This window comes from Algoriphagus sp., assembly GCF_013373065.1.
Lineage (GTDB): Bacteria > Bacteroidota > Bacteroidia > Cytophagales > Cyclobacteriaceae > Algoriphagus.
This window is the reverse complement of the sequence record NZ_JABXIN010000027.1, coordinates 1-24,288: the sequence shown is the minus strand read 5'-3', so window position 1 is coordinate 24,288 and position 24,288 is coordinate 1. Positions and strand designations below refer to the sequence as shown.

General features: G+C 39.5%; 24 protein-coding genes and 1 tRNA gene. 13 read left to right on the top strand and 12 right to left on the bottom strand.

From position 1 onward, the window contains the following. Nucleotide 1: 1 nt before the first annotated feature. Together HWE15_RS15110 and HWE15_RS15105 are read left to right on the top strand one after the other, a co-directional pair. Nucleotides 2–75 (top strand) — tRNA-Met (locus HWE15_RS15110). Nucleotides 76–115: 40 nt separating this feature from the next. Continuing rightward, nucleotides 116–379: a GIY-YIG nuclease family protein gene (locus HWE15_RS15105; RefSeq protein WP_290508378.1), complete on the top strand. Its 264-nt coding sequence runs from the start codon at nucleotides 116–118 to the stop codon at nucleotides 377–379. A 217-nt stretch (nucleotides 380–596) separates the two neighbouring features. Here HWE15_RS15105 and rplT read toward each other — a convergent pair whose 3' ends face one another. The 5 genes from rplT to HWE15_RS15080 form a co-directional block, all read right to left on the bottom strand. Further along, entirely contained in the window at nucleotides 597–941 is a 345-nt protein-coding gene (gene rplT, locus HWE15_RS15100) for a 50S ribosomal protein L20 (protein WP_135070691.1), read from the bottom strand. A 93-nt stretch (nucleotides 942–1,034) separates the two neighbouring features. Then, nucleotides 1,035–1,229, bottom strand: a complete 195-nt coding sequence (gene rpmI, locus HWE15_RS15095) for a 50S ribosomal protein L35 (RefSeq protein WP_024282492.1) — start codon at nucleotides 1,227–1,229, stop codon at nucleotides 1,035–1,037. 25 nt (nucleotides 1,230–1,254) lie between these two features. Then, entirely contained in the window at nucleotides 1,255–1,806 is a 552-nt protein-coding gene (gene infC / locus HWE15_RS15090) for a translation initiation factor IF-3 (RefSeq protein ID WP_290508377.1), read from the bottom strand. An 83-nt stretch (nucleotides 1,807–1,889) separates the two neighbouring features. Beyond that, complete coding sequence (gene thrS, locus HWE15_RS15085; RefSeq protein WP_290508376.1) at nucleotides 1,890–3,839, bottom strand: threonine--tRNA ligase; 1,950 nt, start codon at nucleotides 3,837–3,839, stop codon at nucleotides 1,890–1,892. Nucleotides 3,840–3,945: 106 nt separating this feature from the next. Further along, nucleotides 3,946–6,423 (bottom strand): DUF5686 and carboxypeptidase-like regulatory domain-containing protein, encoded by a 2,478-nt coding sequence (locus tag HWE15_RS15080; protein WP_290508375.1) that lies wholly within the window; start codon nucleotides 6,421–6,423, stop codon nucleotides 3,946–3,948. Nucleotides 6,424–6,588: 165 nt separating this feature from the next. On the opposite strand from HWE15_RS15080, the gene lhgO reads away from it, so the two are divergent. Continuing rightward, nucleotides 6,589–7,791, top strand: coding sequence for an L-2-hydroxyglutarate oxidase (lhgO, locus tag HWE15_RS15075; RefSeq protein ID WP_290508374.1), 1,203 nt, complete (start codon nucleotides 6,589–6,591; stop codon nucleotides 7,789–7,791). On the opposite strand, the gene HWE15_RS15070 is transcribed toward lhgO, so the two are convergent. The 5 genes from HWE15_RS15070 to HWE15_RS15050 form a co-directional block, all read right to left on the bottom strand. Beyond that, nucleotides 7,788–9,305, bottom strand: a complete 1,518-nt coding sequence (locus HWE15_RS15070) for an FMN-binding glutamate synthase family protein (protein ID WP_290508373.1) — start codon at nucleotides 9,303–9,305, stop codon at nucleotides 7,788–7,790. The genes lhgO and HWE15_RS15070 overlap by 4 nt on opposite strands. Nucleotides 9,306–9,350: 45 nt before the next feature. After that, entirely contained in the window at nucleotides 9,351–10,307 is a 957-nt protein-coding gene (locus HWE15_RS15065) for an alpha/beta fold hydrolase (protein ID WP_290508372.1), read from the bottom strand. A gap of 149 nt (nucleotides 10,308–10,456) precedes the next feature. Next, entirely contained in the window at nucleotides 10,457–10,762 is a 306-nt protein-coding gene (locus HWE15_RS15060; RefSeq protein ID WP_290508371.1) for a hypothetical protein, read from the bottom strand. A gap of 49 nt (nucleotides 10,763–10,811) precedes the next feature. After that, nucleotides 10,812–12,017, bottom strand: a complete 1,206-nt coding sequence (locus tag HWE15_RS15055; RefSeq protein WP_290508370.1) for an NAD(P)/FAD-dependent oxidoreductase — start codon at nucleotides 12,015–12,017, stop codon at nucleotides 10,812–10,814. A 20-nt stretch (nucleotides 12,018–12,037) separates the two neighbouring features. Continuing rightward, complete coding sequence (locus HWE15_RS15050) at nucleotides 12,038–13,570, bottom strand: helicase HerA-like domain-containing protein (RefSeq protein ID WP_290508369.1); 1,533 nt, start codon at nucleotides 13,568–13,570, stop codon at nucleotides 12,038–12,040. A 175-nt stretch (nucleotides 13,571–13,745) separates the two neighbouring features. Between HWE15_RS15050 and HWE15_RS15045 the strand changes: the two genes are divergently transcribed. Then, entirely contained in the window at nucleotides 13,746–14,444 is a 699-nt protein-coding gene (locus tag HWE15_RS15045; RefSeq protein WP_290508368.1) for a molecular chaperone DnaJ, read from the top strand. A gap of 29 nt (nucleotides 14,445–14,473) precedes the next feature. Here the strand turns inward: HWE15_RS15045 and HWE15_RS15040 are convergent, their stop codons facing one another. Then, nucleotides 14,474–15,076 (bottom strand): tetratricopeptide repeat protein, encoded by a 603-nt coding sequence (locus tag HWE15_RS15040; RefSeq protein WP_290508367.1) that lies wholly within the window; start codon nucleotides 15,074–15,076, stop codon nucleotides 14,474–14,476. A 10-nt stretch (nucleotides 15,077–15,086) separates the two neighbouring features. Continuing rightward, nucleotides 15,087–15,902, bottom strand: coding sequence for a 2,3,4,5-tetrahydropyridine-2,6-dicarboxylate N-succinyltransferase (locus tag HWE15_RS15035; protein ID WP_290508366.1), 816 nt, complete (start codon nucleotides 15,900–15,902; stop codon nucleotides 15,087–15,089). Between the two features lie 20 nt (nucleotides 15,903–15,922). Between HWE15_RS15035 and HWE15_RS15030 the strand changes: the two genes are divergently transcribed. The 9 genes from HWE15_RS15030 to HWE15_RS14990 form a co-directional block, all read left to right on the top strand. After that, entirely contained in the window at nucleotides 15,923–17,050 is a 1,128-nt protein-coding gene (locus HWE15_RS15030; protein ID WP_290508365.1) for a glycosyltransferase, read from the top strand. A gap of 308 nt (nucleotides 17,051–17,358) precedes the next feature. Next, on the top strand, nucleotides 17,359–18,021 hold the full coding sequence (locus tag HWE15_RS15025) for a metal-dependent transcriptional regulator (RefSeq protein ID WP_290508364.1): 663 nt from the start codon (nucleotides 17,359–17,361) through the stop codon (nucleotides 18,019–18,021). After that, complete coding sequence (locus tag HWE15_RS15020; RefSeq protein WP_290508363.1) at nucleotides 18,018–18,938, top strand: zinc ABC transporter substrate-binding protein; 921 nt, start codon at nucleotides 18,018–18,020, stop codon at nucleotides 18,936–18,938. The genes HWE15_RS15025 and HWE15_RS15020 overlap by 4 nt, the downstream gene beginning before the upstream one ends. Continuing rightward, the gene (locus tag HWE15_RS15015; RefSeq protein WP_290508362.1) at nucleotides 18,935–19,723 is read left to right on the top strand and encodes a metal ABC transporter ATP-binding protein; all 789 of its coding nucleotides are present in this window, start codon (nucleotides 18,935–18,937) and stop codon (nucleotides 19,721–19,723) included. Before HWE15_RS15020 ends, HWE15_RS15015 begins: the two co-directional genes overlap by 4 nt. Then, complete coding sequence (locus HWE15_RS15010; RefSeq protein WP_290508361.1) at nucleotides 19,723–21,015, top strand: iron chelate uptake ABC transporter family permease subunit; 1,293 nt, start codon at nucleotides 19,723–19,725, stop codon at nucleotides 21,013–21,015. The genes HWE15_RS15015 and HWE15_RS15010 overlap by 1 nt, the downstream gene beginning before the upstream one ends. Beyond that, nucleotides 21,002–21,901, top strand: a complete 900-nt coding sequence (locus tag HWE15_RS15005; RefSeq protein WP_367204041.1) for a metal ABC transporter permease — start codon at nucleotides 21,002–21,004, stop codon at nucleotides 21,899–21,901. The genes HWE15_RS15010 and HWE15_RS15005 overlap by 14 nt, the downstream gene beginning before the upstream one ends. Nucleotide 21,902: 1 nt before the next feature. Beyond that, nucleotides 21,903–22,358, top strand: a complete 456-nt coding sequence (locus HWE15_RS15000) for a thioredoxin fold domain-containing protein (protein WP_290508360.1) — start codon at nucleotides 21,903–21,905, stop codon at nucleotides 22,356–22,358. After that, nucleotides 22,355–23,737, top strand: a complete 1,383-nt coding sequence (gene mnmE / locus HWE15_RS14995; RefSeq protein WP_290508359.1) for a tRNA uridine-5-carboxymethylaminomethyl(34) synthesis GTPase MnmE — start codon at nucleotides 22,355–22,357, stop codon at nucleotides 23,735–23,737. The genes HWE15_RS15000 and mnmE overlap by 4 nt, the downstream gene beginning before the upstream one ends. A gap of 277 nt (nucleotides 23,738–24,014) precedes the next feature. Further along, the coding region (locus HWE15_RS14990; RefSeq protein WP_290508358.1) for an NAD(P)-binding domain-containing protein at nucleotides 24,015–24,288 on the top strand (274 nt) is incomplete at its 3' end.

The window sequence follows — 24,288 nt, the reverse complement described above, 5'->3', positions numbered from 1 at the left end:
TGGCGAGGTAGCTCAGTTGGTTAGAGCGCAGGATTCATAACCCTGAGGTCACGGGTTCAACTCCCGTCCTCGCTACAAAGGCTTTCGATTTCGGAAGCCTTTTTTATTTTTATCAATGCAAGAATTTGTGGTTTATGTACTTTTCTCTCCTTCCTCTGGTAAAACTTACACGGGAATGACTTCTGATCTGATCACTCGATTCTATTTTCATAACTATAAATCAACGAAAGGATTTACTACCAGATGTAGACCCTGGATTGTTGCTCATGTCGAGTCTTTCCATTCCAAAAAAGAAGCATTAATTCGGGAAAAAGAGCTTAAAAGCGGAAAGGGAAGAGATTGGATAAAGAAGTTCATCCTCCCCATTTACAAAAACTAGCCTAGGATTCATATCCGCCGCGGCGGACACGGGGTTCAACTCCTCCCGAATGCTTTCGGGACTACAAAGGCTTTCGGAAACGGAAGCCTTTTTTATTTTTATTCCTTTGGATCAATTTTTAATTATTTCTTTCCCTTTGAAAAAAGTAGAAACCTAAAATCCAGAAAACAAAAAAGCCTTCCCGAAGGAAGGCTTCCTGTAAAATAAGACTTGAATCTTATTTTACTCTTTCAACAACTGCTTTAAATGCCTCAGGGTGATTCATTGCCAAATCAGCCAAAACCTTTCGGTTCAACTCAATATCGGCTTTTTTCAACAACCCCATAAATTGAGAATAGGACAAACCATGCTCTCTAGCACCGGCATTGATACGCTGAATCCACAAAGAACGGAATTCTCTTTTCTTAGCTTTTCTGTCTCTGTAAGCGTACTGAAGTCCTTTTTCATACTTGTTTTTGGCTACTGTCCACACGTTTTTACCTCTTCCGAAGTAACCTCTGGTGGCCTTTAGCACTTTTTTTCTTCTTGCTCTAGATGCAACTGCGTTTACTGATCTTGGCATAACTTTTTGTTTTTTGACACTAGGTGCTCTTTCGAGTCTTTAATACCAAAGCGTCTGGTGAATAAATAAACCTTAATTTTTTAGACTGGTTGATCAGATTCTCAACATGTCTCGTACTCTACCCTCATCAGATTCGTGTACCAAACCAGTTTTGGTAAGGTTACGCTTTCTTTTGGTGGCTTTCTTAGTCAGGATGTGGCTTTTATAAGCGTGTTTCCTCTTGATTTTTCCTGTTCCGGTCAAAGCAAATCGCTTTTTCGCGGAAGATTTGGTTTTTACTTTAGGCATTTTAGCTGTATTTAGTTGGTTGAAATTACTTTTTCTGAGCCTTTGGTGCGATGAAAATATTCATTCGTTTTCCTTCCAATTTTGGAAGTTGCTCTACAACACCATAGTCTTCCAATGCCTGCGCAAATTTTAGAAGAAGCATCTCTCCACGTTCTTTGAAAACAATGCTTCGCCCCACAAAATGCACGTAGGCTTTTACTTTGGCTCCTTCTTTCAAGAAGTTGATGGCATGCTTCAACTTAAAATTGAAATCATGGTCATCAGTATTAGGTCCAAAGCGGATTTCCTTCAAAACGACCTTCGCGGCATTCGCCTTTATTTCCTTTTGTTTCTTCTTTTGCTCGTACTTGAATTTGGCATAATCCAAAACCTTACAAACAGGAGGATCAACATTGGGAGAAATTTCTACCAAATCCAGATCGTTTTCCTCTGCTAGTTTGAGGGCTTTGTCAAGAGGCATTAGGGCGTTTCCACCTTCTACATACTCTCCTACTACCCGAACTTGTCTAGCTCGTATCTTGTCGTTTACCTTATATGGTTCTTCTCTTCGACCTCTGTTTGGTTGTCTGTTTCTCAAATTATTTAGGTTGTTTTAATGAAATCGACTGCAAATATCGGAATAATTTCTAATTACTGAAATCAGAATAAAATTTTCAGAACTTATTCTTTACTTAATGATTCTGAAATAATCCCTTGAAAATACTTTATAAAACCTTCTGGTGAATGGCTTCCTAAGTCTCCTTCTCCATGCTTTCGAACTGAAACCATCCGCTCTTGCGCCTCTTTTTCGCCTACAATCAGCATAAACGGAACCTTTTTCACTTCCGCATCACGAATTTTTCGTCCAATCTTCTCATCCCGATTATCAATACTTCCGGTTATTCCTGCCTCTTCCAAAAGATCTTTGACCTCTGCAGCATAATCCAAGAATTTTTCTGAAATCGGTAGAATCACCAATTGCTCAGGCGCCAACCATAGTGGGAAATTACCCGCACAATGTTCAATCAATACTGCCACAAAGCGCTCAAGTGAACCAAAAGGCGCCCGGTGAATCATAACAGGCCTGTGCTTCTGGTTATCCGCACCAATGTATTCTAATTCAAAGCGATCCGGTAATTGATAATCTACCTGAATCGTTCCTAATTGCCATTTTCTACCCAAAGCATCTTTGACCATAAAGTCCAACTTTGGACCATAGAAGGCTGCTTCACCTAATTCAGTGACAGTTTGAAGGCCTTTTTCAGCTGCTGCTTCGATAATCGCTGCTTCTGCTTTGTCCCAAGCCTCAGTCGAACCGATGTATTTTTCTGGTTTTTCAGGATCTCGAAGGGACACTTGTGCAGTGTAATCTTCAAATCCAAGGGCTTTGAATACATAAAGCACCAGATCAATTACTTTAATAAACTCTTCTTTGACTTGGTCAGGGCGGCAAAAGATATGTGCGTCATCTTGCGTAAATCCTCTTACTCGTGTAAGACCATGTAGCTCTCCGCTTTGCTCATAACGATAGACTGTTCCGAATTCAGCATATCGAATGGGTAAGTCTTTATATGACCGCGGTTTATGCTTATAAATCTCACAATGGTGTGGACAGTTCATAGGTTTCAACAAGAACTCTTCCCCTTCATGAGGTGTAGCTATCGGCTGAAACGAATCTTTCCCATACTTTTCATAATGGCCCGAAGTTTCGTACAAAGCCTTATTTCCGATATGAGGAGTAGTAACCTGCTGATAACCTGATTTGTCTTGGGCTTTTTTCATAAAAGCAACCAAGCGCTCGCGTAGCAAAGTCCCTTTTGGAAGCCAAAGTGGCAAACCCATTCCAACTTTTTCAGAGAAGGTAAACAACTCCAATTCACGACCAATTTTACGATGATCTCGTTTTTTGGCCTCCTCCAGCATGGTAATGTATTCCTGCAGTTCTTTGGCCTTCGGGAAAGTAACACCATAAATACGGGTCAACATTTTCCGGTTTTCATCCCCTCTCCAATAAGCTCCTGCAATATTGGTTAACTTCACTGCCTTGATAAAGCCGGTATTTGGAATGTGTGGACCTCGACAGAGATCTACAAACTTTCCTTGCTCATAAAATGTAATACTTCCATCCTCCAAGCCTTCTAACAAGTCAAGCTTGTACTCATCCCCTTTCTCCTGGAAGTAATTGATCGCATCCTTTTTGGAAATTTCCTTTCGGATGTATTCGTTTTTCTCCCTGGCTAACTCAAGCATTTTCTGCTCGATTTTTTCCAGCTCTTCTCCTTCTAATTTGTGGTCGCCAAAATCCACATCATAATAAAAACCGGTTTCAATAGGTGGTCCAATACCAAATTTGATCCCGGGATAAAGCGCTTCCAAGGCTTCAGCCATCAAGTGCGCAGAGGAATGCCAAAAGGTATTTTTACCTTCTCCATCATTCCAGGTTAATAACTGAAGGGAGGCGTCTGCATTTATGGGACGTGTAGCATCCCAAACTTCTCCGTTTACTTTGGCTGCAAGGACATTTCGAGCTAAACCCTCACTTATACTGGAAGCAATTTGTAGCCCGGTTACTCCTTTTTCATAATCCCTAACTGAACCGTCAGGAAGTGTAATCTTTATTGTTTGTGACATAGAATTGAATTGCCTTTACAAACAGGCATTGATTTAAGCTGCAAATATGCAAAGACTGTGGGCAAAGGAAAAATTATATACCAAACAATCCCCAAGTCAATTCAAATTAAAGGATAATCTGAGCACTAACTTTTACCGCAAATCCATTGGCATCCGGTAGATCCTGATACGTCATCCTGTGAAAAAAATCAACTCTGAAAAATTTAAAAATATTTTCTATCCCATATCCTAATTCAATGTAAGGCTTAGTGGGATTCAGTCGACCAAACGTCTCAATTGGATTTCCTTGAGGGTCTACCGTTGGTGCATTGGCAATATTTTTATCTGAAACGGATCCAAAAAGAATATTCGCATTAGCTACAGCACGCCATTTAAGCCTACGCATTAATGGAATTCGATTCAACAACAACCCTTCAAAAAAGTGTCGATAGCGTAGGCTTAAGAATTGATCAGAAGCAAACTCATTGAAATTCATGGTGTTGAATGCCGCTGAAGTATAAAAGGCTGTTTCATTTCCAAGATGATTCTTTAAAATTGGATAAGGCACTTCTCCAAAAACTTTTCCGGCATCCAATTCATACCTGGAAACCCCAAATAGGCCCATATTCAAGCGCTGATAGAGATAAAATCCTAATTTATGGTAAGCTATATCCCCATTAAACCACTGGACTCCCCTAGCATATTTGAATTCAAAAATGGGCCATTTTAGAGGTCCCAATGAGGCTCGTTCATTGTCATTAATTAAAATGATTTCATCTCTTCCATAGCGTAGACTGGCCCGGATTTCAGTAGTCTCGAATTCAGTTTTATAGTCTCCAGTCCCTTTCTCTAAATAATAAAAGTTAAAAAGTGGATCAAATTGAGAAAGCCTCAATCCTGCTTGAAATAAAAAACCCTTAAAGAATTCCCGTTGAAATTTTAGATTTTGGTTACTACTGATAAAAGGTCTTCGAAGCGTACCAAACCGACTGGCTGCCAAAAATATAGAATTGCCTTCCAAAGACTCCATTTCCAAGCCTACCTGGTCAATCTCTTTACTTGAACTCAATTCAACAGTAGTCCAACGCTTTCTATCAAGGATGTTTTTTGCAGCTATAGAATATTTGAATCGTTGATCTTTAAAGCCATAAGCTAAATATCCCTGAAAGGCCCATTTCGTGCTAAACTTATAATTCGTTCGAAGGCCAAATCCTCCGCGTAACCCCTCTACATTGTTGTAATTGCCAAACTCGGTCCAAGGCCCCAAATCAATTTTTCCTACAGGTAAATATCCTGTTGCAAAGAACTTCAATCCTTCAGAATAGAAGCGAATGACGGGGATTTTCTTCAGGGTATCCACCATCTGTAGCACTGCCAATTCCTCGGAGGAAAGCGGATCTACACGATTTATAGACCAAAATTCTTCGGAAGCATCTCCAAAGTCAGGCTTTAACTCTACTGAATTATTAAAAAATGATGTAGGCTTAGGATCAACAATTAATACACTATCCGTTGCAGTGTAGAATTTTGCCAATAACCCCGCAGTATTGGGAGTTATTTGGTCAATTTTAATCTGGACCCTCGTTTTTTTAGGAATTAAAGGGCCCATGATGGTAGGCTCTAATTCTTGTTGGATTTTAATCCGTTCAATGAAGTTCAGATTGGCTGATTTTGGAATCGTCAAATCCACTTGTCTTAAAGCATAGGTATCTTTATTTATCCAAATAGTCCCTGAAAAAGCTAAATCCTGCTCTCTTCTCGGATAAACTTGAAGTTGATAGCAGCTATCTGCTCCAACCAAAACTGAATCCATTAAATCGTAATCATAAAAAGTCTTCCACCCATCTGCTATGGGAGAAATGAAATCCTTTTCAAGAATCGTCAACCAGTTTTTGTAAAAATTATACTCCTGAAAGGCCGAACCTGTGATCTGAGACGTGGTAGAACCATCCGTAATCCCAACTCCAGTCACTTTTGATTTTTCAACTATTTCTTTTCTTAACAGGGGATTATTTCGAAAATAAAACCGGCTGAGTGTTTCTGAGAAAAATACTGGAAGAATCTTTTCCCCTTCATCATTGGTAAGTTGACGAATACTGTCTAAGACTGCAGTAACTTTTTGTACGGTTTTTCGCTGCGTGAAGTCTTCCGAAAGGTGATCAATATCGATTTCGATTTTTGTATAATTCTTTGTTTCGTAGGCTTCTAGACTCCGCTTATCAAAATCGTCTCGTTTGGCCACTGCCCGACGAATAATCTCAAAGGCCGGATTTTCCCCCGCTTCAAATACAAATGCCTCTAATTCAAAATCAGATGGTCTAAGCTGAAAATTAATGGTTTGCTCAGGAATATCCTGAATAGTTTTTGTCTGTGAAAAATACCCTAGATAACTAACCCGAATACTATCGGCTTTTGTATCTGTAATCAATTCATACCCCCCTTCAAAATCCGTGTTCATCCCCTTTCCAGTACCCATAACTAAGACAGATGCAAAAGGAATCGGATCACCGGTTTCAGCATCAGTCACTTTACCCTTGATCCGATATTGCGCAAAGGATAAGCTGGAAACGAAAAAAAAGAAAAGAAAAAAGAGAAGCCTGTGCATGAATAAAATTTCCTTAGGAACTCTAAGGCTGCAAATTAAATTCATTCTGCTCGGAAATGAGGGAAATCCAATGTGAATATTTGCTAATTAGAAAGGCCGAATACGCTTTGAAAAAGGATAAATTTCCAGACTCGCTTGTATATTTGACCTTCAAAATTCGAATTCATGGTATACGATATTGCAATCATAGGAGGTGGAATCGTTGGATTGGCAACGGGAATGAAAATTCTTAAAAACAAGCCCAATTTAAAAGTAGCCATCATCGAGAAAGAAGACCAATTAGCCAAACACCAAACCGGTAATAATTCAGGAGTCATCCACTCTGGATTGTATTACAAACCGGGCTCATTGAAAGCGACGAATTGTATTCGCGGGTATCATGAATTAGTTGAGTTTTGCGAGACAGAAAAGATCCCCTATGAAATCACGGGAAAAGTAGTCGTAGCCACCCGAGAAGAACAAAAACCATTATTAGAAAATCTCCTGAAGCGAGGCTTAGAAAACGGGCTGACAGGTACCCGAGCTATCACCTTGGAAGAGTTGAAAGAATATGAACCTTACTGTCATGGTGTAGCTGCTATCCATGTTCCCCAAACTGGAATTGTGGATTATCATCAAGTCGCTTTAGCCTATGGAAGAAAGATTATTCAGTCTGGAGGAGAAATATTTTTGAATCATAAGGTATTAAAAATCAATCAAAAGGATTCCATTAATTATATTGAAACTTCAAAAAAAATATTTGAAGCAAAATTAGTAATTAACTGCGCAGGCCTTTATTCTGATAAAGTTGCTCGCTTGACCGATGATTCTATTGATGATGTAAAAATCATTCCTTTCCGTGGGGAATATTTCAAGTTGAAAAAGGACAAAGAGTATCTAGTGAAGAACTTGATTTATCCGGTTCCGGATCCCAACTTCCCTTTCCTTGGGGTTCATTTTACAAGAATGAAAAAAGGTGGCGTAGAGGCAGGACCAAATGCTGTTTTAGCTTTTCGAAGAGAAGGCTATAAAAAGTCACAAATCAACCTTTCAGAACTGGCGGAATCACTCGCATGGCCTGGTTTTCAAAAAGTTGCTGCAAAATATTGGAAGACAGGTTTTGGTGAGCTGTATCGATCCTTTTCAAAAGCGGCATTTACCAAAGCGCTACAGGAATTGATCCCCGAAATTCAAGAATCGGACTTAGTGGACGGTGGAGCTGGGGTTCGTGCACAAGCTTGCGATCGGAATGGAGGATTGTTGGATGATTTTGCAATCCGAGAATCTACCTATGCCATCAATGTTCTCAATGCTCCCTCTCCTGCTGCCACCAGTTCTTTATCTATTGGAGGAACGGTTGCAGAAATGGCTTTAAAGCGATTTGATTAAACCTGAGTATTGACCGTATCTGGGAAATATCGATTTGCGAGATTGACCATTTCATCACCTCTAACTAGATCATGAATACTTAACTCATTGGTATGCTTATGACCTGCAGCTCCGATAAGTTCACTTACTGATTTTACGGTATTTGAATGGAAGTTATAAACTCTCTCTGCTTTATCTCTGAAGACCAATCCTTTAACAAGTCCCTTTCGCTGAGTAGCAACCCCTGTAGGACATTCATTGGTATTACACCGAAGCGCTTGAATACAGCCTATGCTAAACATAAAACCTCGCGCTGAATTGCAAAGGTCTGCGCCCAATGCGATGTTTTTGATGATTGAAAAAGCACTGATGATTTTACCGGAGGCAATTATTCTAATATGATCTCGCAGATTAAACTTGTCCAAAGTCGCTCGAACAAAAATTAATGCGGGTTCTAAAGGTAAGCCAACGCTATCTGAAAATTCCAAAGGAGCAGCTCCTGTTCCACCTTCTGCCCCATCGACGGTTATAAAATCCGGCCAGTTATTTTGAGCCACCATTTCTTTACAGATTTCTACAAATTCTTCTGTTCGACCGATGCAAAGCTTAAAACCAATCGGTTTCCCATCGGATAGTTCCCTCAACTTGGCGACAAATTGAATGAGTTCTTTAGGATTTGAAAATTCTGAATGCGCTGGTGGAGATAAAACTGTTTGACCTGGAGTCAAACCTCGAATAGCTGCAATTTCAGGGGTGTTTTTTATACCTGGTAATACGCCACCATGTCCGGGTTTAGCTCCTTGTGAAATCTTTATTTCAATCATTTTTACCTCTGGGAGGCGTGATTTTTCTTTAAATTTTTCCAGATCAAAATCTCCATTCTCATCACGACAACCAAAATACCCGGTCCCAATTTGCCAACATAAATCTCCACCTTCTAGGTGGTATGGGGAAATACCTCCTTCCCCTGTATTGTGAAAAAATTGACCTTTTTTAGCTCCTAAATTCAATGCCCGAATAGCATTGGAGGATAGAGATCCAAAGCTCATCGCTGAAATGTTGAAAATAGAAGCATTGTATGGCTGTTTACAATAAATCGACCCAATTTTAACACGGAGATCCTCGGGCTCAAGATGTACTGCATAAATCGAATGCCTCAAGGCAACATAATCCTCTCCGCCCAATTCCCGTTGCGTACCAAAAGGATGCGTATCATTCACGCTTTTAGCACGACGGTAGGCCAAGGATCGGATATTTCTACTGAAAGGCTTTCCATCAGTGTTACTTTCTATAAAATACTGCTGAATTTCTGGGCTAATTGATTCCAGGATATATCGAAAATGCCCAACGACTGGAAAATTCTTTAAAATGGCATGCTTCTTTTGCAGGGAATCATAAATACCCAAGGCCGTAAGAAAGCCTAATAAGGCTAAAACAAAATACCCAAACCGGAATTCCCGGAATGAATAAAACCACATGAAGAAAAGTGTTAAGGCAAAAAAGAAAAGGATAGAAAAGAAAAATAGTTTTCTCATGTCATTCAAGTTTTGACTACAATTTAATTAATCAAAAGTATTTGACTAGGCTAAAAAAGCTAAAAGACGATGCTCAACCCAAGTAAATTCTTCTCCCTTGAGAAGAAAACCTGTATGTCCTCCCCTTTTAGGAATCTCTAATAGGATCTCCTGCTTTCTTTCAGCCAAGTCTACCGGATAGCAGGCATCACCTAATAGCGGATCATTTAAGGCATTGACAATCAAGGTTGGAATGGATATTTGAGGCATTCGTTGGTCTGGGCTAACACTTTGATAAAAGTCTTGTGCGTCTTTATAACCATGGATTTTAGCCGTGAAAAATGTATCGAATGCATCGAAATCTTTAACGCTTTCCAATAAATCCAAATCAATTAAATCTGGAAATTGGGAAGCCTTTAGCCGCATTTTTCCTTTCAATTTCCCCAAAAATCGATTTTTATAAAAGTTGTTTCTTCGCTCTTTTAGGGTTGAAGCACTGGAAGGCAAATTGCAGGGTGTGGAATATACTGCTGCTTTTTTTACCTGTGGAGGAAGAGAATCCCCCTTTTCCCCCAAATAATTCAAGGTTTGAGCTCCCCCCATACTGATTCCGGCCAGGATAATTTCTTGATACTGTTTTGATTTCAAAACATGCTCGATGACAGTATCCAAATCATAACTAGATCCATGATGATATAAGATCGGCTGCAAGTTTATTTCACCACCACAAGTCCGATTGTTCCAAGCCAAAACATCTATTTGATGTTGGTTGAAAAGTTTAGCCAAACCACGAACATAATGACGCTGGGAATCTCCTTCCAATCCGTGGGAAACAATCAATAAGCTTTCACTTCCAACCCTGGACCAATCCAAATTTAAAAAGTCTCCATCTGGGGTATCGATTTTTTCTCGAGTATAGCTTACCCCATGTACCTTTCTGTACAAACTTGGAATAATTGTCTCAAGATGTCCATTAAATAAATAAAAAGGAGGCCCTGGATAGTTGGAATTTAGATTTGGCATATCGAACCAACAAAAGGTTACTGAATATTCATATTAGCTTCAAAAATACAACACATTGAGAGACTACCTTTGTTTTCGAGATTAAAGCATAGGGTATTACAAAAAATTGGAGCGGCATGTACCAGCTCCTTTTTTATATTCTAGAGGAATCAAACAAGCAGTCTATTTACCTCTTCGATAGCCTTGTCAACTTGCAGGATAAACTCTTCATAGTGAGACTGAAATTGAATGCCAAATCCAGCAGATTCTAAAATTTCCTTGCCCTGCTGGAGAGAATTGGCCAAATCATCAAATTCAAACATTCCCAAGGTTGGTTTAACCTTATGACGAATTTGCTGAATGATCTCCAAATCCCGTTGGAGCATTCCCTCGGAGTAAAACTGTTTTAACTCCTTCAAACCTGCAAAAATCGCTTGTGTTAATTCCTTTTTAAACTCCTCATCACCATCGGACATTTCTTCAATCCTCTGGTTTAAATCGGGGAAATTCAGGCTCATAAAATTATCATAAATGGGTCGATCTTCCAGCTAGAAATCCCGTGGACCAAGCAGCTTGAAAATTAAAACCGCCTGTAATTCCATCCACGTTCAGTACTTCTCCGGCGAAAAATATTTTTGGATGAAAAATACTTTCCATCGTGTCTGGGTTGACTTCCCGGAGATCCACTCCTCCAGCTGTAACAAATTCTTCTTTGAAAGTTGTCTTTCCTTCAACTTGCAAAATATAGCAAAAAAGATTTTGAACCAGTCTATTAATCTGCTTTTTCGAAAGATTTCCATAGGTAAAATTAGGTTCAATACCAGAATTTTGAACCAAAAACTCCCATAATCTCAACGGAAGATCAAATAGCGGGTAATTTTTAACCTTTCGATTTCCATGTAATGACTTATAGTTCCGAATGCTTGTATCCCAATCCTGTTCCTTTAATTCTGCATTCCAATTAATAATAGCATGTGCTTTATAGGAATGATCATGAAGCCAAGCTGCCCCAAATGCCGATAATTTGAGTACTGCAGGTCCACTTATGCCCCAATGTGTAATTAATACAGGACCTTGATAGGATAGCTTCGTTCCTTCCAGTCGAACATGAGCATTTGGAACACTAATCCCCATAAGGTCTCTAATAGACTCATGAGGAGTATTAAAAGTAAATAAGGAAGGAATAGGAGAAATTAAATGATGCTTTAATTGGGACAAAAAATGATAGCCATCTAGTTTAGGACTTCCTCCTGTCGCTACAATCAATTGATCAACCAAAACCTCTGATTCTGCAGAAAAAACCCGGATACCATCTACTTCTGGAACAATTGATTTTACCGGAAAATTTTTTAGGATTTGAACCCCCTTATGAGCTGCTTCCTGAAGTAAGGCCTGTATTATTGATTCACTCGTATTGGATAAAGGAAAAATTCGACCATCGGCCTCTTCTTTTAAGGGTACCCCTCTTCCTTCAAACCAATCTATTGTATCCTTTATGGAAAAATGCCTAAAAATACGTTTTAGAAACTTTTCTCCTCGGGGATAAAACTTGACGAGCTTGCTGATTTCCATAGGGCGATGGGTGACATTGCATCTACCACCTCCTGAAATGCGAACCTTAGAAAGCAATTTGGGGGACTTTTCGAAAAGCATTACTTCACGATCAGGACCTGAAGCATGAATTGCCGCGAAAAAACCTGCAGCTCCCCCACCGATAACCCCTATTTTCAAGATTTAGAAATTTTTGTGATTTATCGCTTTCTACTGAATGAGCCTAAAATACCACGAGTCAGTTCCCGGAAAATAGTTCTTCCAATCTGCCTCACCATGGTATTTTTACTTAATTCCTCGAATAGTGAATCATCCTCGGATCTTCGAGAAGAGGTCCGCGGTTTAGGTCCAGGTAAAGTCGCTTTTTCCTGTTCGCGTTCTATCTCATCCATTTTGCGATTCAAAATTTCAAAAGCAGATTCCCGATCCAAATTCACGTTGTATTTTGAAGTTAACTTGGACTCTGAAACTAGTTCGTCTATTTCAGCGGGACTCAAAATATCCATTCGGGAAATAGGGGCACGAACAAGCGTATGTGCCAGAGGCGTGGGAATTCCTTTTTCATTTAAAGCGGTAATCAAAGCCTCACCAATACCCATTGAAGTCAAGACTTCGGAAGTATCATAAAATGGAGAAATAGGATAATTTTCTGCCGTTTTTGTGATTGCCTTACGGTCTTTTGCGGTAAAGGCACGCAAAGCATGCTGCACTTTTAACCCCAGTTGTCCTAAAACAGAATCAGGCACATCTGTAGGTGTTTGGGTGCAGAAATAAACGCCTACACCTTTGGAACGAATAAGCTTGATTATCGCTTCAATTTTCTCCAAGAGGTCTTTGGATGCATTTGAAAAAACCAGATGAGCTTCATCAATAAATAGACATAGTTTAGGTTGATCTGCATCACCTAATTCAGGAAATGTCTCATAAATCTCTGAAAGTAAACTGAGCATAAACGTTGAAAAGAGCTTCGGTTTACTTTGAATATCGGTCAAACGAATAATGGATATCACCCCTTTTCCATTTTCAGTCCTGACAAAATCCTCAACATCGAATGATCGTTCTCCAAAAAATTTATCTCCACCCTGCTGCTCAAGTTCAATTATTTTCCGCATGATGGTATTAACAGAAGCGGCCGATACCTGACCAAATTCCTTCTTGATTTTTTCCTTTCCTTCATTGGTAATGAATTGAAGTAGGCGTTTAAGGTCTTTCAAGTCCAACAATGGAAGGTGTTGCGTGTCACAATATTGAAAAACTAGAGCGATGACGCCTCGTTGCGTGTCGTTCAAGTCTAAAATTTGTGAAATCAAAACAGGACCAAATTCGGAAACAGTCGCTTTTAGCTTAACTCCTTTTTCATCTGAAATAGACATCAATTCTACAGGAAGGCCCATGGGTTCATAATCCACCCCAATTTTTTCAGATCGGCTGATAATAAAATCTTTGACCTCACCCGGTTGAGCAAGCCCAGAAAGATCGCCTTTTAAATCCATCAATACAGTAGGAATTCCTTTTAATGAAAGCTGCTCTGCAATGACTTGAAGCGTTTTTGTTTTTCCCGTTCCCGTTGCTCCTGCTATCAATCCATGTCGATTCATGGTCTTTAAAGGAACCTTGACATTTGCCTCAGTGATAGCCTCCCCATCCAAAATTCCTGTTCCAAGGATTATAAAGTCTTTCTTGAAAATTTGCCCATCGTTTAGGGTCTGAATGAATTGATCCCGTCTACTCATGAAATTTAGGTTTAGAAAAATGAAACTATAAAAAAACCTTCATGCTAAGAAGAAAAAGGATTTTTATTGGTCAATTCTTTAATTGGCGATGATTAAAACCTCTTTTTAAAAACATTAACTTTGAAAATGGATTTTACAAGCTAAATTCCCCAAAAATTTTGAAGCCCTATTGACCTTGAAAAAACTTGCTTCTCTCCTTTTCGTTCAACTTTTGCTAGCCTTGACTTTCCAAATCCAAGCCCAAGGTATTCCCAACCTGGGTCAAACGGATCAATGGATGAAAGGTGCTTTAGCTGCGATGGAGCGTAATGATTACCAGACCGCCAATCAGATATTTCGAAACCTTATAGATTCAGGATTACCTCTTCCCAGCGAAATGCCTTATTATTTTGCATTGACCTTATTCGAATTGGGGCAATATGATAATAGTTCAAACTTCCTGAACAAATACTTTGATCTGAATGGGTTTAATGGCCAAAATTATGACCTGGCTAAAGATCTTCAAGAGGAGTTAAAAGCCCCAATAGCCGCAATAAAAGCTTGTCAATTATGTGATAGCAAGGGGTATCGATTGGAAACATGTACGACTTGTAACGGAGCTAAACAAATCCAACAAGATTGTAGCTATTGCCGAGGCGTTGGTGTTGTTGGATGCAGTCGGTGTGCGGGAAAAGGACTTATCACTAAACGAAACATTTTTAATATCATTGAATATTTCGAATGTGATCGTTGTGGAGGAAAAGGAAGACTTGATTGCCCTACTTGTAACGGTAGTTTAAAAGAAGTCAGTGAATGTAAAACTTGCTATGGGATCGGCTATTTGTCAGGGGAATCAATTTGCGATCACAAAGAACATACACACGATGAAAATTAAAAAAACCGGCCTTCTAGCCGGTTTCTTAATTATTTACAAAATTTAGCGATTGCTGCTGCTGCTTCTTGATATTCCAAACTTTTAGCTAATTGAAAATCCTCACAAGCTCCTCGTTTTTGTTTTAGAGCTACTTTCAACATTCCCCTGTTAAAATAGGCCTGTGCAAAATTTTTATCCACTTGAATGGCATTTCCATAAGCTTTCATTGCATCTTCCGTCCTTCCCATTTGATGAAGAGCCCGCCCTTTCATGAAGGCAGCCATTGCAGGTGCTCCAGGGATTTCCTCAGCTTTTGAAGCATAAATCAAGGCTTTGGAATAATTGTCTTGGGAATAATGCAAGTTTGAGATAGCCAATAAAACCTGGAAATTATTAGGCTCTAAGGCCAAGGCCCGCTCAAAATCTGCGATCGCTGAGTCTAGCTGTCCTTGCTCTTCATGAGCCCTTCCTCTGTTGAAGAGCAGAATAACATCGTTCGGATTATATTTTAAATCCTGTGAATACTCATACACTGCTTCACGATAAGCCCCACGATTGAATGCCTTATCCCCTTCACTATTGGACTTTCCTGAACAAGCAAAAGTGGCCCCACTGATAAGCAAGGCCACTCCCAATCGATATATTTTATTCATTTTAGTTGGTTTAGACTGCTACGTTGTTTTCTCTTAATGCATCATTTAGAGAGGTTTTGAGGTCCGTAGAGGCTTTTCGTTTTCCTATAATCAAGGCACATGGCACTTGGTATGTACCTGCAGCAAATTCTTTTGGTATAGTTCCCGGAATGACCACAGATCTCGGTGGCACATATCCTCTATACTCTACTGGTTCAGAACCAGTTACATCAATAATTTTCGAACTTGCTGTAAGTGTCACTCCCGCGCCAAGCACAGCTTCTTTACCTACTCGGACACCTTCAACGATAATTGCTCGGGAACCTATAAAAGCTCCATCTTCTACGATTACAGGAGCAGCCTGAACAGGTTCCAAAACTCCTCCAATTCCTACGCCACCACTTAAATGAACATCTTTGCCGATCTGCGCACAAGATCCGACTGTCGCCCAAGTATCAACCATCGTGCCACTGTCAACATAGGCGCCAATATTAACATAACTTGGCATCATGACTACTCCACTTGCCAAATGAGCTCCATATCGGGCCACTGCATGAGGAACCACGCGCACACCTTGCTTAGCATAATTGGTTTTGAGAGCCATTTTATCATGAAACTCAAAAGGCCCTACTTCAATGGTTTTCATTTTTTGAATTGGGAAGTAAAGAATTACTGCTTTCTTAACCCAATCATTCACTTGCCAGCTCCCATCCTCTAGCGGTTCAGCCACTCGAAGATGCCCTGCATCCAAGTCAGCGATAATTGTCTTAATCGCTATTTCTGTATCTTTCTCCTTTAACAATTCCCGGTTTTCCCAGGCGCTTTCAATAATTGTTTTGAGTTCCATGAATTTGATTAGTTTCGTTTATGAGTGCTAAAAAAGCCCCCAAAATTTCGGTTTTGTTTGCATCCTCTCTTAAACCTATTCTGGATTCAAGATCGCATGGACGCTTGGGCCTTTCGCTGCGTGAAACAAATAAATACGAATTAAACTTCATAGGATTTTCGAGCAAAAGGCCGTCGAAAACTGCTAAACATCGATTTTTTGTTTCTATCACAGATTACCATTCTCGATGGCAGCGGCTTTTTTTTCCTTGGAGATTTGCCTATCTACTCCTGAAAATCAAACCAAAAATCCTCATTTGTTCAACTTGGGAGATATTACCTGTCGCCAAGTTTTTAAAGGGTTGGATGGGATATAAACTCATTTATGATGTACAGGAAAACTATGTGGAGAATCTGAAACTTAACCCAGGATTATCTTCTTTTAAACGAGCTTTAGCCTCAAAACTGATTCGCTTTGCCCAAAAACCAAGCAGCATAGACTACTTTTTATTGGCTGAGGCATGCTATGCGCAGGAGATGCCAGATAAAAAACCATATCTCATTTTAGAGAATAAATACCTAGGAATTATAGAGGAAATTCAAGAAAAATCTTACTCAGGAAAAAGGAGTTTTAATTTTCTAATCACAGGGACACTAAGCCCTGCTTACGGAACTCGGGAAGGAATTGATTTTTTTAAAAATATAGTAGCGGATTTTCCCAATTCAACACTTACCATTTTGGGACATGTGCCAATAAAAAGCTTTGAAAAAGAACTCCAAGAAAAAGTAAAAAACACACCTTCTATTTTTCTGCATATCTCCGAGAACCCGATCCCTCATTTAGAAATAATCGAAGCCCTGAAAAAGGCTGACTTTTTACTTTTACCCTATGAAATCCATCCAGCAATTCAGAGAAAAATCCCAAGTAAATTATTTGAAGCGAATGCTCTCGGATGCCCTGTAATTATCAGTTCAAATCAGTTGTGGGAGGAATGGATTTCTGGGCAATCTTCAGGAATCTCCATAAACTTTTCAAATCTAGATCAAGGACGAAAGGATTTTTTGAAAGGGATTTCGAAACCATTTTTTACGACCTACAATCCTGAACAAATCCTTTGGAAAAAGGAAGGAAATCTTTTTAGAGAATTATTAGATCGCCTTTTGGCCTGATTCCATTTTGGTGGAAAACTATCCACACTTATCCACCATTTCCTAAGATTTAAAAACCGATTTTCCGAAAATGGAAACTCATTAGCTTCTTCTCCTAAATATGCTTTTGGACTCTCTCTCTGTATTTAAAGCATTGATAAATATTACCTTACCTCTATTTTTAATTTGGTTTAAAATATTTTTTAGACAAATCTAATCTCTAAATCACATCTAAAATTAGCTTATCCACAACCATTTTAGCCTACTAGTAATTATTTTTTAGATATATCTAATTTTATTTTTACCTTTGTTTTAAAATAAAATTCACAATGATGTTGACAGCTGCTGAAGAGAATTATTTAAAAGCCATCTATCACCTATCGGATGAAGGAAGGAAGTCTGTTTCGACAAATGACATTGCAGCCGAAATGAAGACCAAACCTGCCTCCGTTTCGGACATGCTTCGAAAACTGGCAGAAAAAGAAGTCATCAACTACCGGAAATATTATGGCGTCAACATCACGCCCGAGGGAAAAAAGTTGGCACTTCAAACCATTCGAAAGCATCGGTTATGGGAAGTGTTTTTGGTAGATAAATTGAATTTCGCTTGGGATGAAGTACACGAGGTGGCTGAGGAGCTCGAACACATTCAATCCCCCCTACTCATTCAGCGATTGGATGCTTTTTTGAATTATCCAAAATTTGATCCTCATGGAGATCCCATACCCGATGAATTTGGTGATGTGAGAGCTCGACCGCGCATTGCCTTGAATGAAATGGAAATAAATCAAGCCGGACAAATTGTAGCAGTAAAAGACAGTTCCGCGGCTTTCCTTCGCTACATGGATAAAGTTGGTGCCTACATTGGTGCCCGAGTGAAAATTCTCGATAAAGTAGAATTCGACGGATCTGTAGAAATCCTTGTGGACCAAAAGAAAAGTATTTTCATGTCAAAAGATGTAGCATCCAATATTCTTGCGATTCAATCATGAAACGGTTGCGGTTGTGGATCATATTATTCTTTTTTGCTGGAATATTTTCCTGTAAAAATTCTTCTCCTGAAACTCGGGAAAAGCCCTTAGTGGTTGCTACAACAAGCATTTTGGCAGATGCTATTTCTCAGATTTTAGGAGATTTAGCAGAAGTAAAACCACTCATGCCTGCTGGAGTGGACCCACATTTGTACAAGGCCTCCGTCCGGGATTTGGATTTATTGACCAATTCTGATCTAGTCCTGTACCACGGCTTGTATTTAGAAGGAAAAATGACAGAGATTTTTGAAAAATTAGCCTACAGGCAAAATCTCATAAATGTTTCCGAAAATTTACCTGAAGAACTCTTGCTTCGTTCGGGACCTGAAGCCCATAGTGTTGATCCTCACATATGGTTTGATGTCAAACTTTGGACAATGGCTTTGGAAAACAGTGTCGAAAAACTAATTGAATGGAAACCTGAATGGGAAAATGAAATCCGCTCAAACTGGAACGAATACAAAGAGCAACTGATCGCACTAAATAATTACGCACAAGAAATTACTGAAAAATTAACGGCCTCAGGACAAGCGCTCGTAACGGCCCATGATGCATTTGCATACTTCGGAAAGGCATATAACCTTGAAGTACGTGGTCTTCAGGGCCTCTCCACGCTTAGCGAACCCGGCCTACGGGACTTAGGCAACCTAGTTCAATTTATTATCGATCGAAATATTCAGGCTGTTTTTGCAGAACAGACCATTTCTCCGCGCGCACTCAATGCATTAGTAGAAGCTTGTGAAAAAAGAGCACACCCGATCACATTGGCGGGCCCTTTATTTACAGATAGCCTTGATTCACCAAATACGGAAGCAGGCACCTATTTGGGAATGGTTCGGACGAATTTAAACATCATTAATCAAGCCCTCTTGCCATGATCAAACAAAATGCTAATCCAATTTTAGAAATCCATGATTTGACAGTCAGCTATGACCAAAGCCCTGTTTTATGGAATGTGGATTTTAGCTTACCCTCTGGAAAGCTAATTGGTATTCTTGGCCCCAATGGAGCAGGAAAATCCACCCTGATAAAATCTATCATGGGCTTAATTGCACCAAGTAGCGGTTATGTCAAAATTTTTGACCAGGATTTAGATAAAGTTCGAGATAAAATCAGCTATGTGCCCCAACGAGAGTCTGTAGACTGGAATTTCCCAGCTTCTGTCTTGGATGTTGTTTTGATGGGTACTTATGGCAAATTGGGACTTTTTCGACGACCTGGTAAAAAGGAAAAAGAGTTGGCGCTTTCCTGTTTGGAAAAGGTTGGAATGACGGCTTATGTTCACCGACAAATTTCAGAATTATCCGGTGGGCAGCAACAGCGCGTGTTTATAGCCCGCGCATTGGCGCAAGAAGCTGATTTATACTTAATGGATGAACCTTTTGCAGGAGTCGACATGAATACAGAAACTGCAATTTTTCAACTATTGCAGGAAATGAGTCAAAGTGGAAAAACAGTCATCGTGGTCCATCATGATATTTACTCGGCTGTCAATTATTTTGATTGGTTCATCATGTTAAACCAACACTTGGTGGCTTCTGGACCAAAAAACGAGGTGGTCACCGAAGAATTGCTTCGAAAAACCTATGGTGGCAAATTGAATTTGCTTTCAAAAGTATCTGAATTGATCCGTCAAAAAGAGTTTAACCCTCTCAAAGAATAATGGAAGATTTTCTGTATTTCTTTTCTTTTCAGGATGCTTCTATTGGCTTTGTCGTTTTAGGGATCACCCTACTCGGAATCGGTTCAGCCTTTGTAGGAACATTTAGCTTTTTGGACAATAAGGCATTATTGGGTGATGCAATATCTCATGCAATCCTACCGGGAATTTGTCTAGGATTTATGCTAGCTGGCGAAAAGAATCCCTATTTCATCGTTGGTGGAGCGATTGCATCCGGTGGACTTGCGACCTATTTGTCGTCTTGGTTGAAAGAAAACACGAAACTAACCGAAGACACCATCATTGCCGTGATTTTATCTGTCTTTTTCGGAATTGGAATCGTCTTTTTAACCGTAATTCAAAAAAGTGGGAATCCCGAAATGGCCGGTTTAAACCAGTTTATATTTGGAAATGCAATAGGAATCGTAGAACGGGATTTATGGATTTATGGGATACTATCACTGGGTATAATTAGTGTATTGATCGGGTTATTTAAAGAGTTCCAATTACTGGTATTCAATCCTGAATTCGGAAAAGCCATTGGACTTCCCATGCTATCTATTAGAATGGCCTTTAATACGCTTATGATTTTAGCGGTTGTGATCGGAATCCAAGCCATCGGTGTGGTATTGATGGCTGCTTTATTGATCACTCCAGGAGCCGCAGCCCGTTTTTGGACAGATCGATTAAAAACCTTGCTAATTCTGGCAGCCCTTTTTGCAAGTATCTCTGGGATATTCGGAACATTCGTTTCCTACACGCTTCCTCAAATGCCAACTGGTCCTTGGGTGGTTGTAATTCTTTCCCTCATTGCCCTTCTATCCTTTTTACTTGCTCCCAAAAGAGGAATGCTTTCTCGATTTTATCATCGAAAAAAATACATCGACAAAACACAGCAAGACCATGTGTTGAAAAGTATTTATAAAGCAGAAGAATTAGGTAAATCTGGATTAGGCCTGAATGATCTTCTACAAATTTATCCTCATCATAAAAAAGGGATTTTAAAGTCAATCAAAAATTTAGAAAAAACAGGTTATTTATTTATAAATCATAATATTATAAAACTAACAAAGCCCGGAAAAATGAAGGCAAAGCGGATTGTTAGATTGCATCGTTTATGGGAGCTTTACTTAAATGAATACCTGAATATTGCTCCGGATCATGTACATGAATCCGCAGAAAAATTAGAGCATTTACTTACACCGGAACTTGAGGCTTTACTGGAAAACCGACTGAATTTTCCAAAGTTAGATCCACATCAGGAAACAATCCCCCGAGACCATGATGACATTTGATCAAAACGCTTTTCAAATCATATTCACCGCTTCCTTAATAGCGAGCTCCTGTGGATTATTGGGGGTATTTCTCATGCTGCGGAAAATGGCAATGACAGGAGACGCGATCTCTCATGCTGTTTTGCCTGGAATAGTTATCGGATTTCTGGTTTCAGGAACGCAGCGTGGACTGGAGGTAATTATTGGTGCAGGCATACTGGGTATTCTGGCTACATTGATGATCGATTGGCTACGAAAAAAAGCACGTGTTCAACTGGATGCTTCGATCGGCATTACTTTCACTCTCCTTTTTGCCATTGGAATTATCTTAATCAGTGCTTTCGCTTATAGGGTGGATTTAGACCAAGAATGCGTTTTGTATGGGGAGATAGCATACTTACCCATTGATCTATGGATTACTGATTCAGGAATAAGTCTAGGCCCACGAATTCTTTGGATTGCTATTCTTAATTTAGTCTTGGTTCTTGGTTTTATTGGCTTGTTCTACAAAGAGTTAAAACTAACCAGCTTCGACGAAAAATTTGGGATAGTCATTGGAATCCCCGCTTCAGCAATCAATTTAGGATTGATGAGTATGGTTTCTTACACAACAGTTAGCAGTTTTGAGGCTGTAGGAGCTATTTTGGTAGTAGCCTTACTAGTGGTTCCTCCTGCCACCGCATTCCTTTGGACCCGACAACTTTCCCGATTGATTCAGCTTACTCTTAGTATCGGAGTTATTGTTTCCATTTTTGGTTATTATTTGGCCTATTTATTGGATTCATCCATAGCAGGCATGATGGTAACTGTTGCTGGAATTCTTTTCTTTGTATCGGTAATACTCACTCGATTCCAAGTTAAATCAAGAATCGGAACCCAAATTGAAGCAAAGGCGTTTAGTTCGTAATATGAAAAAACTACTTTCCCTTATTGTCTTTTTCTTTATCGCAAGTACTGGATTTTCCCAGGATCAAATTACTTGGCTGAAGTTTGAAGAAGCTGTAGCAGCCAATCAATCCAATCCAAAAATGTTACTCGTAGATGTATATACTGATTGGTGCGGATGGTGTAAAAAAATGGACAAAGAAACTTTCACCGACCCTAAAGTGATTGAATATATCAATGCGAATTTTTACGCAGTGAAACTGAACGCAGAAGATACCCAGCGTACTTTTGATTTTATGGGAAAGAAATTCAGCGAGGCACAAATGGCTGCAGCCATGAGAGTACGCTCCTATCCTAATTTTGTGGTCATCGAGCCAAAGCTTCAAAATATCGCTCAGCTTCCGGGCTATAGACAGCCTGATGCCTTCATCGCAGGACTCAATGAACTAATCGAAAAGGCCTTCCGTCCTAAACCATGAGCTTTTCATTAGCAGAAAAGGAAGATACGATCGTTGCATTGGCAACGCCACAGGGAGTCGGTGCCATCGCAGTTATCCGACTTTCCGGAAAAGATGCAATTAAACTCACCAATCAGGTCTTTTTTGGAAAAGACCTCGAAAAGCAAGCAAGTCATACCATCCATTTTGGAACCATACGGGACGGAGACCGAATCATTGATGAGGTATTGGTCTCTATTTTTATTGCTCCTCGATCCTTTACGAAGGAAAATGTAGTCGAGATTTCAACGCATGGCTCCTCATACATCATCAATCAGGTCATTCGGCTTTTAATCAAAAAAGGAGCCAGGCCAGCTAAACCAGGAGAATTTACCCAAAGAGCTTTTCTTCATGGGCAATTTGACTTGGCACAAGCAGAAGCAGTAGCTGATTTGATACACGCCGATTCAGAAGCCTCTCATGCAGCAGCCTTGAATCAAATGCGTGGAGGGTTCTCGTCTGAAATTCATGAATTAAGAGGGCAATTGATCCATTTTGCCTCCATGATCGAATTGGAATTAGACTTTACGGAAGAGGATGTAGAATTTGCTAGTCGAGACGATTTACGGATACTCGTCGAAAAACTCCTTCGCGCTATTGAGGAACTTATCTTGAGTTTTGACTTGGGAAATGTGATCAAAAATGGCGTTCCAACTGTAATTGCAGGGAAACCGAACGCCGGAAAATCCACACTCCTCAATGCCCTTCTAAATGAAGAAAAAGCCATTGTTTCAGATATTGCGGGGACAACGAGAGACTTTATCGAAGATGAAATCAATATTGGAGGAGTTATCTTCCGATTTATAGATACAGCTGGTTTACGAGAAACAACCGATACGATTGAGGCCATTGGAGTCAGCCGTACGCAGGAAAAAATGAAGACTGCTTCTTTGATTCTCTACTTATTTGATTTGAGTGATACAGACTTGGTAGAGATCAATCGGGATATTAACAAGCTTGAGAATCTAGGAGTACCCTACTTGAAAGTAGCAAATAAAATAGACAAGGCTGATGATCTATTAGTCAATGAGTTAAAAGAAAAACATCCTGATACCATTTTTATTTCAGCTGGCAAAAAAGAGAATTTGGATATCCTGAAAGCTCGAATCCTGGAATTGGTCAATCTGGATAAATTCAAAACCGGAAATACGGTTGTGACCAACATCCGTCATTACGATAGTTTGACTAAAACAAGGGAATCGTTGCTTGACGTTTTGAGTGGATTAGATAACCAAGTTACTAATGACTTTTTAGCTATGGACATTCGAAGATCCTTGTATTATTTGGGAGAAATCACCGGGGAGATTACAACGGACGACCTACTGGCTAATATCTTTAGCAAGTTCTGTATCGGGAAGTAATACAAGCCCCACTTTTATTTTATTTTCCTCAAGGTTTCTACCCCATCCCCTATCATTCTTAATTTATTTTTCACTGATTTTCAGTTAAATAGCCCTTTTAGGATTAATATTTTTAGTGAATTCAAGTCATAAAATTTGAAGTTGAAATAGATAATTTTGATTTGTACCCCAAATATTAAAAAAATACAAAATAATATTTTTTCATATTGATATTTTACAATAGATTTCGATTGATAATCAAGTGATTTTCGGTTTTTTCAATCAAAAACTAGAGCTTATGAAAATCGGAATTTTAGGTGGAACCAACCTTGCAAAAACCTTGGGAAAGAAATTCTTGGAAGTCGGTGTAGACGTAGTCTTCGGCGTTCGTAATGATTTTGACACGGAGCTACCCGAGTGGAAAGTATTAAATAAATTCTATAATCGGCTATGCCCCTACGAGTCAGCAATCATTCAGTCAGATTTCGTTTTGATTTGCTGTGAAAATCAGTACCTCCCCGTAATTTCTGAAAGTTTAAAAAACGTAGATCTCGAGGATAAAATCATTATTG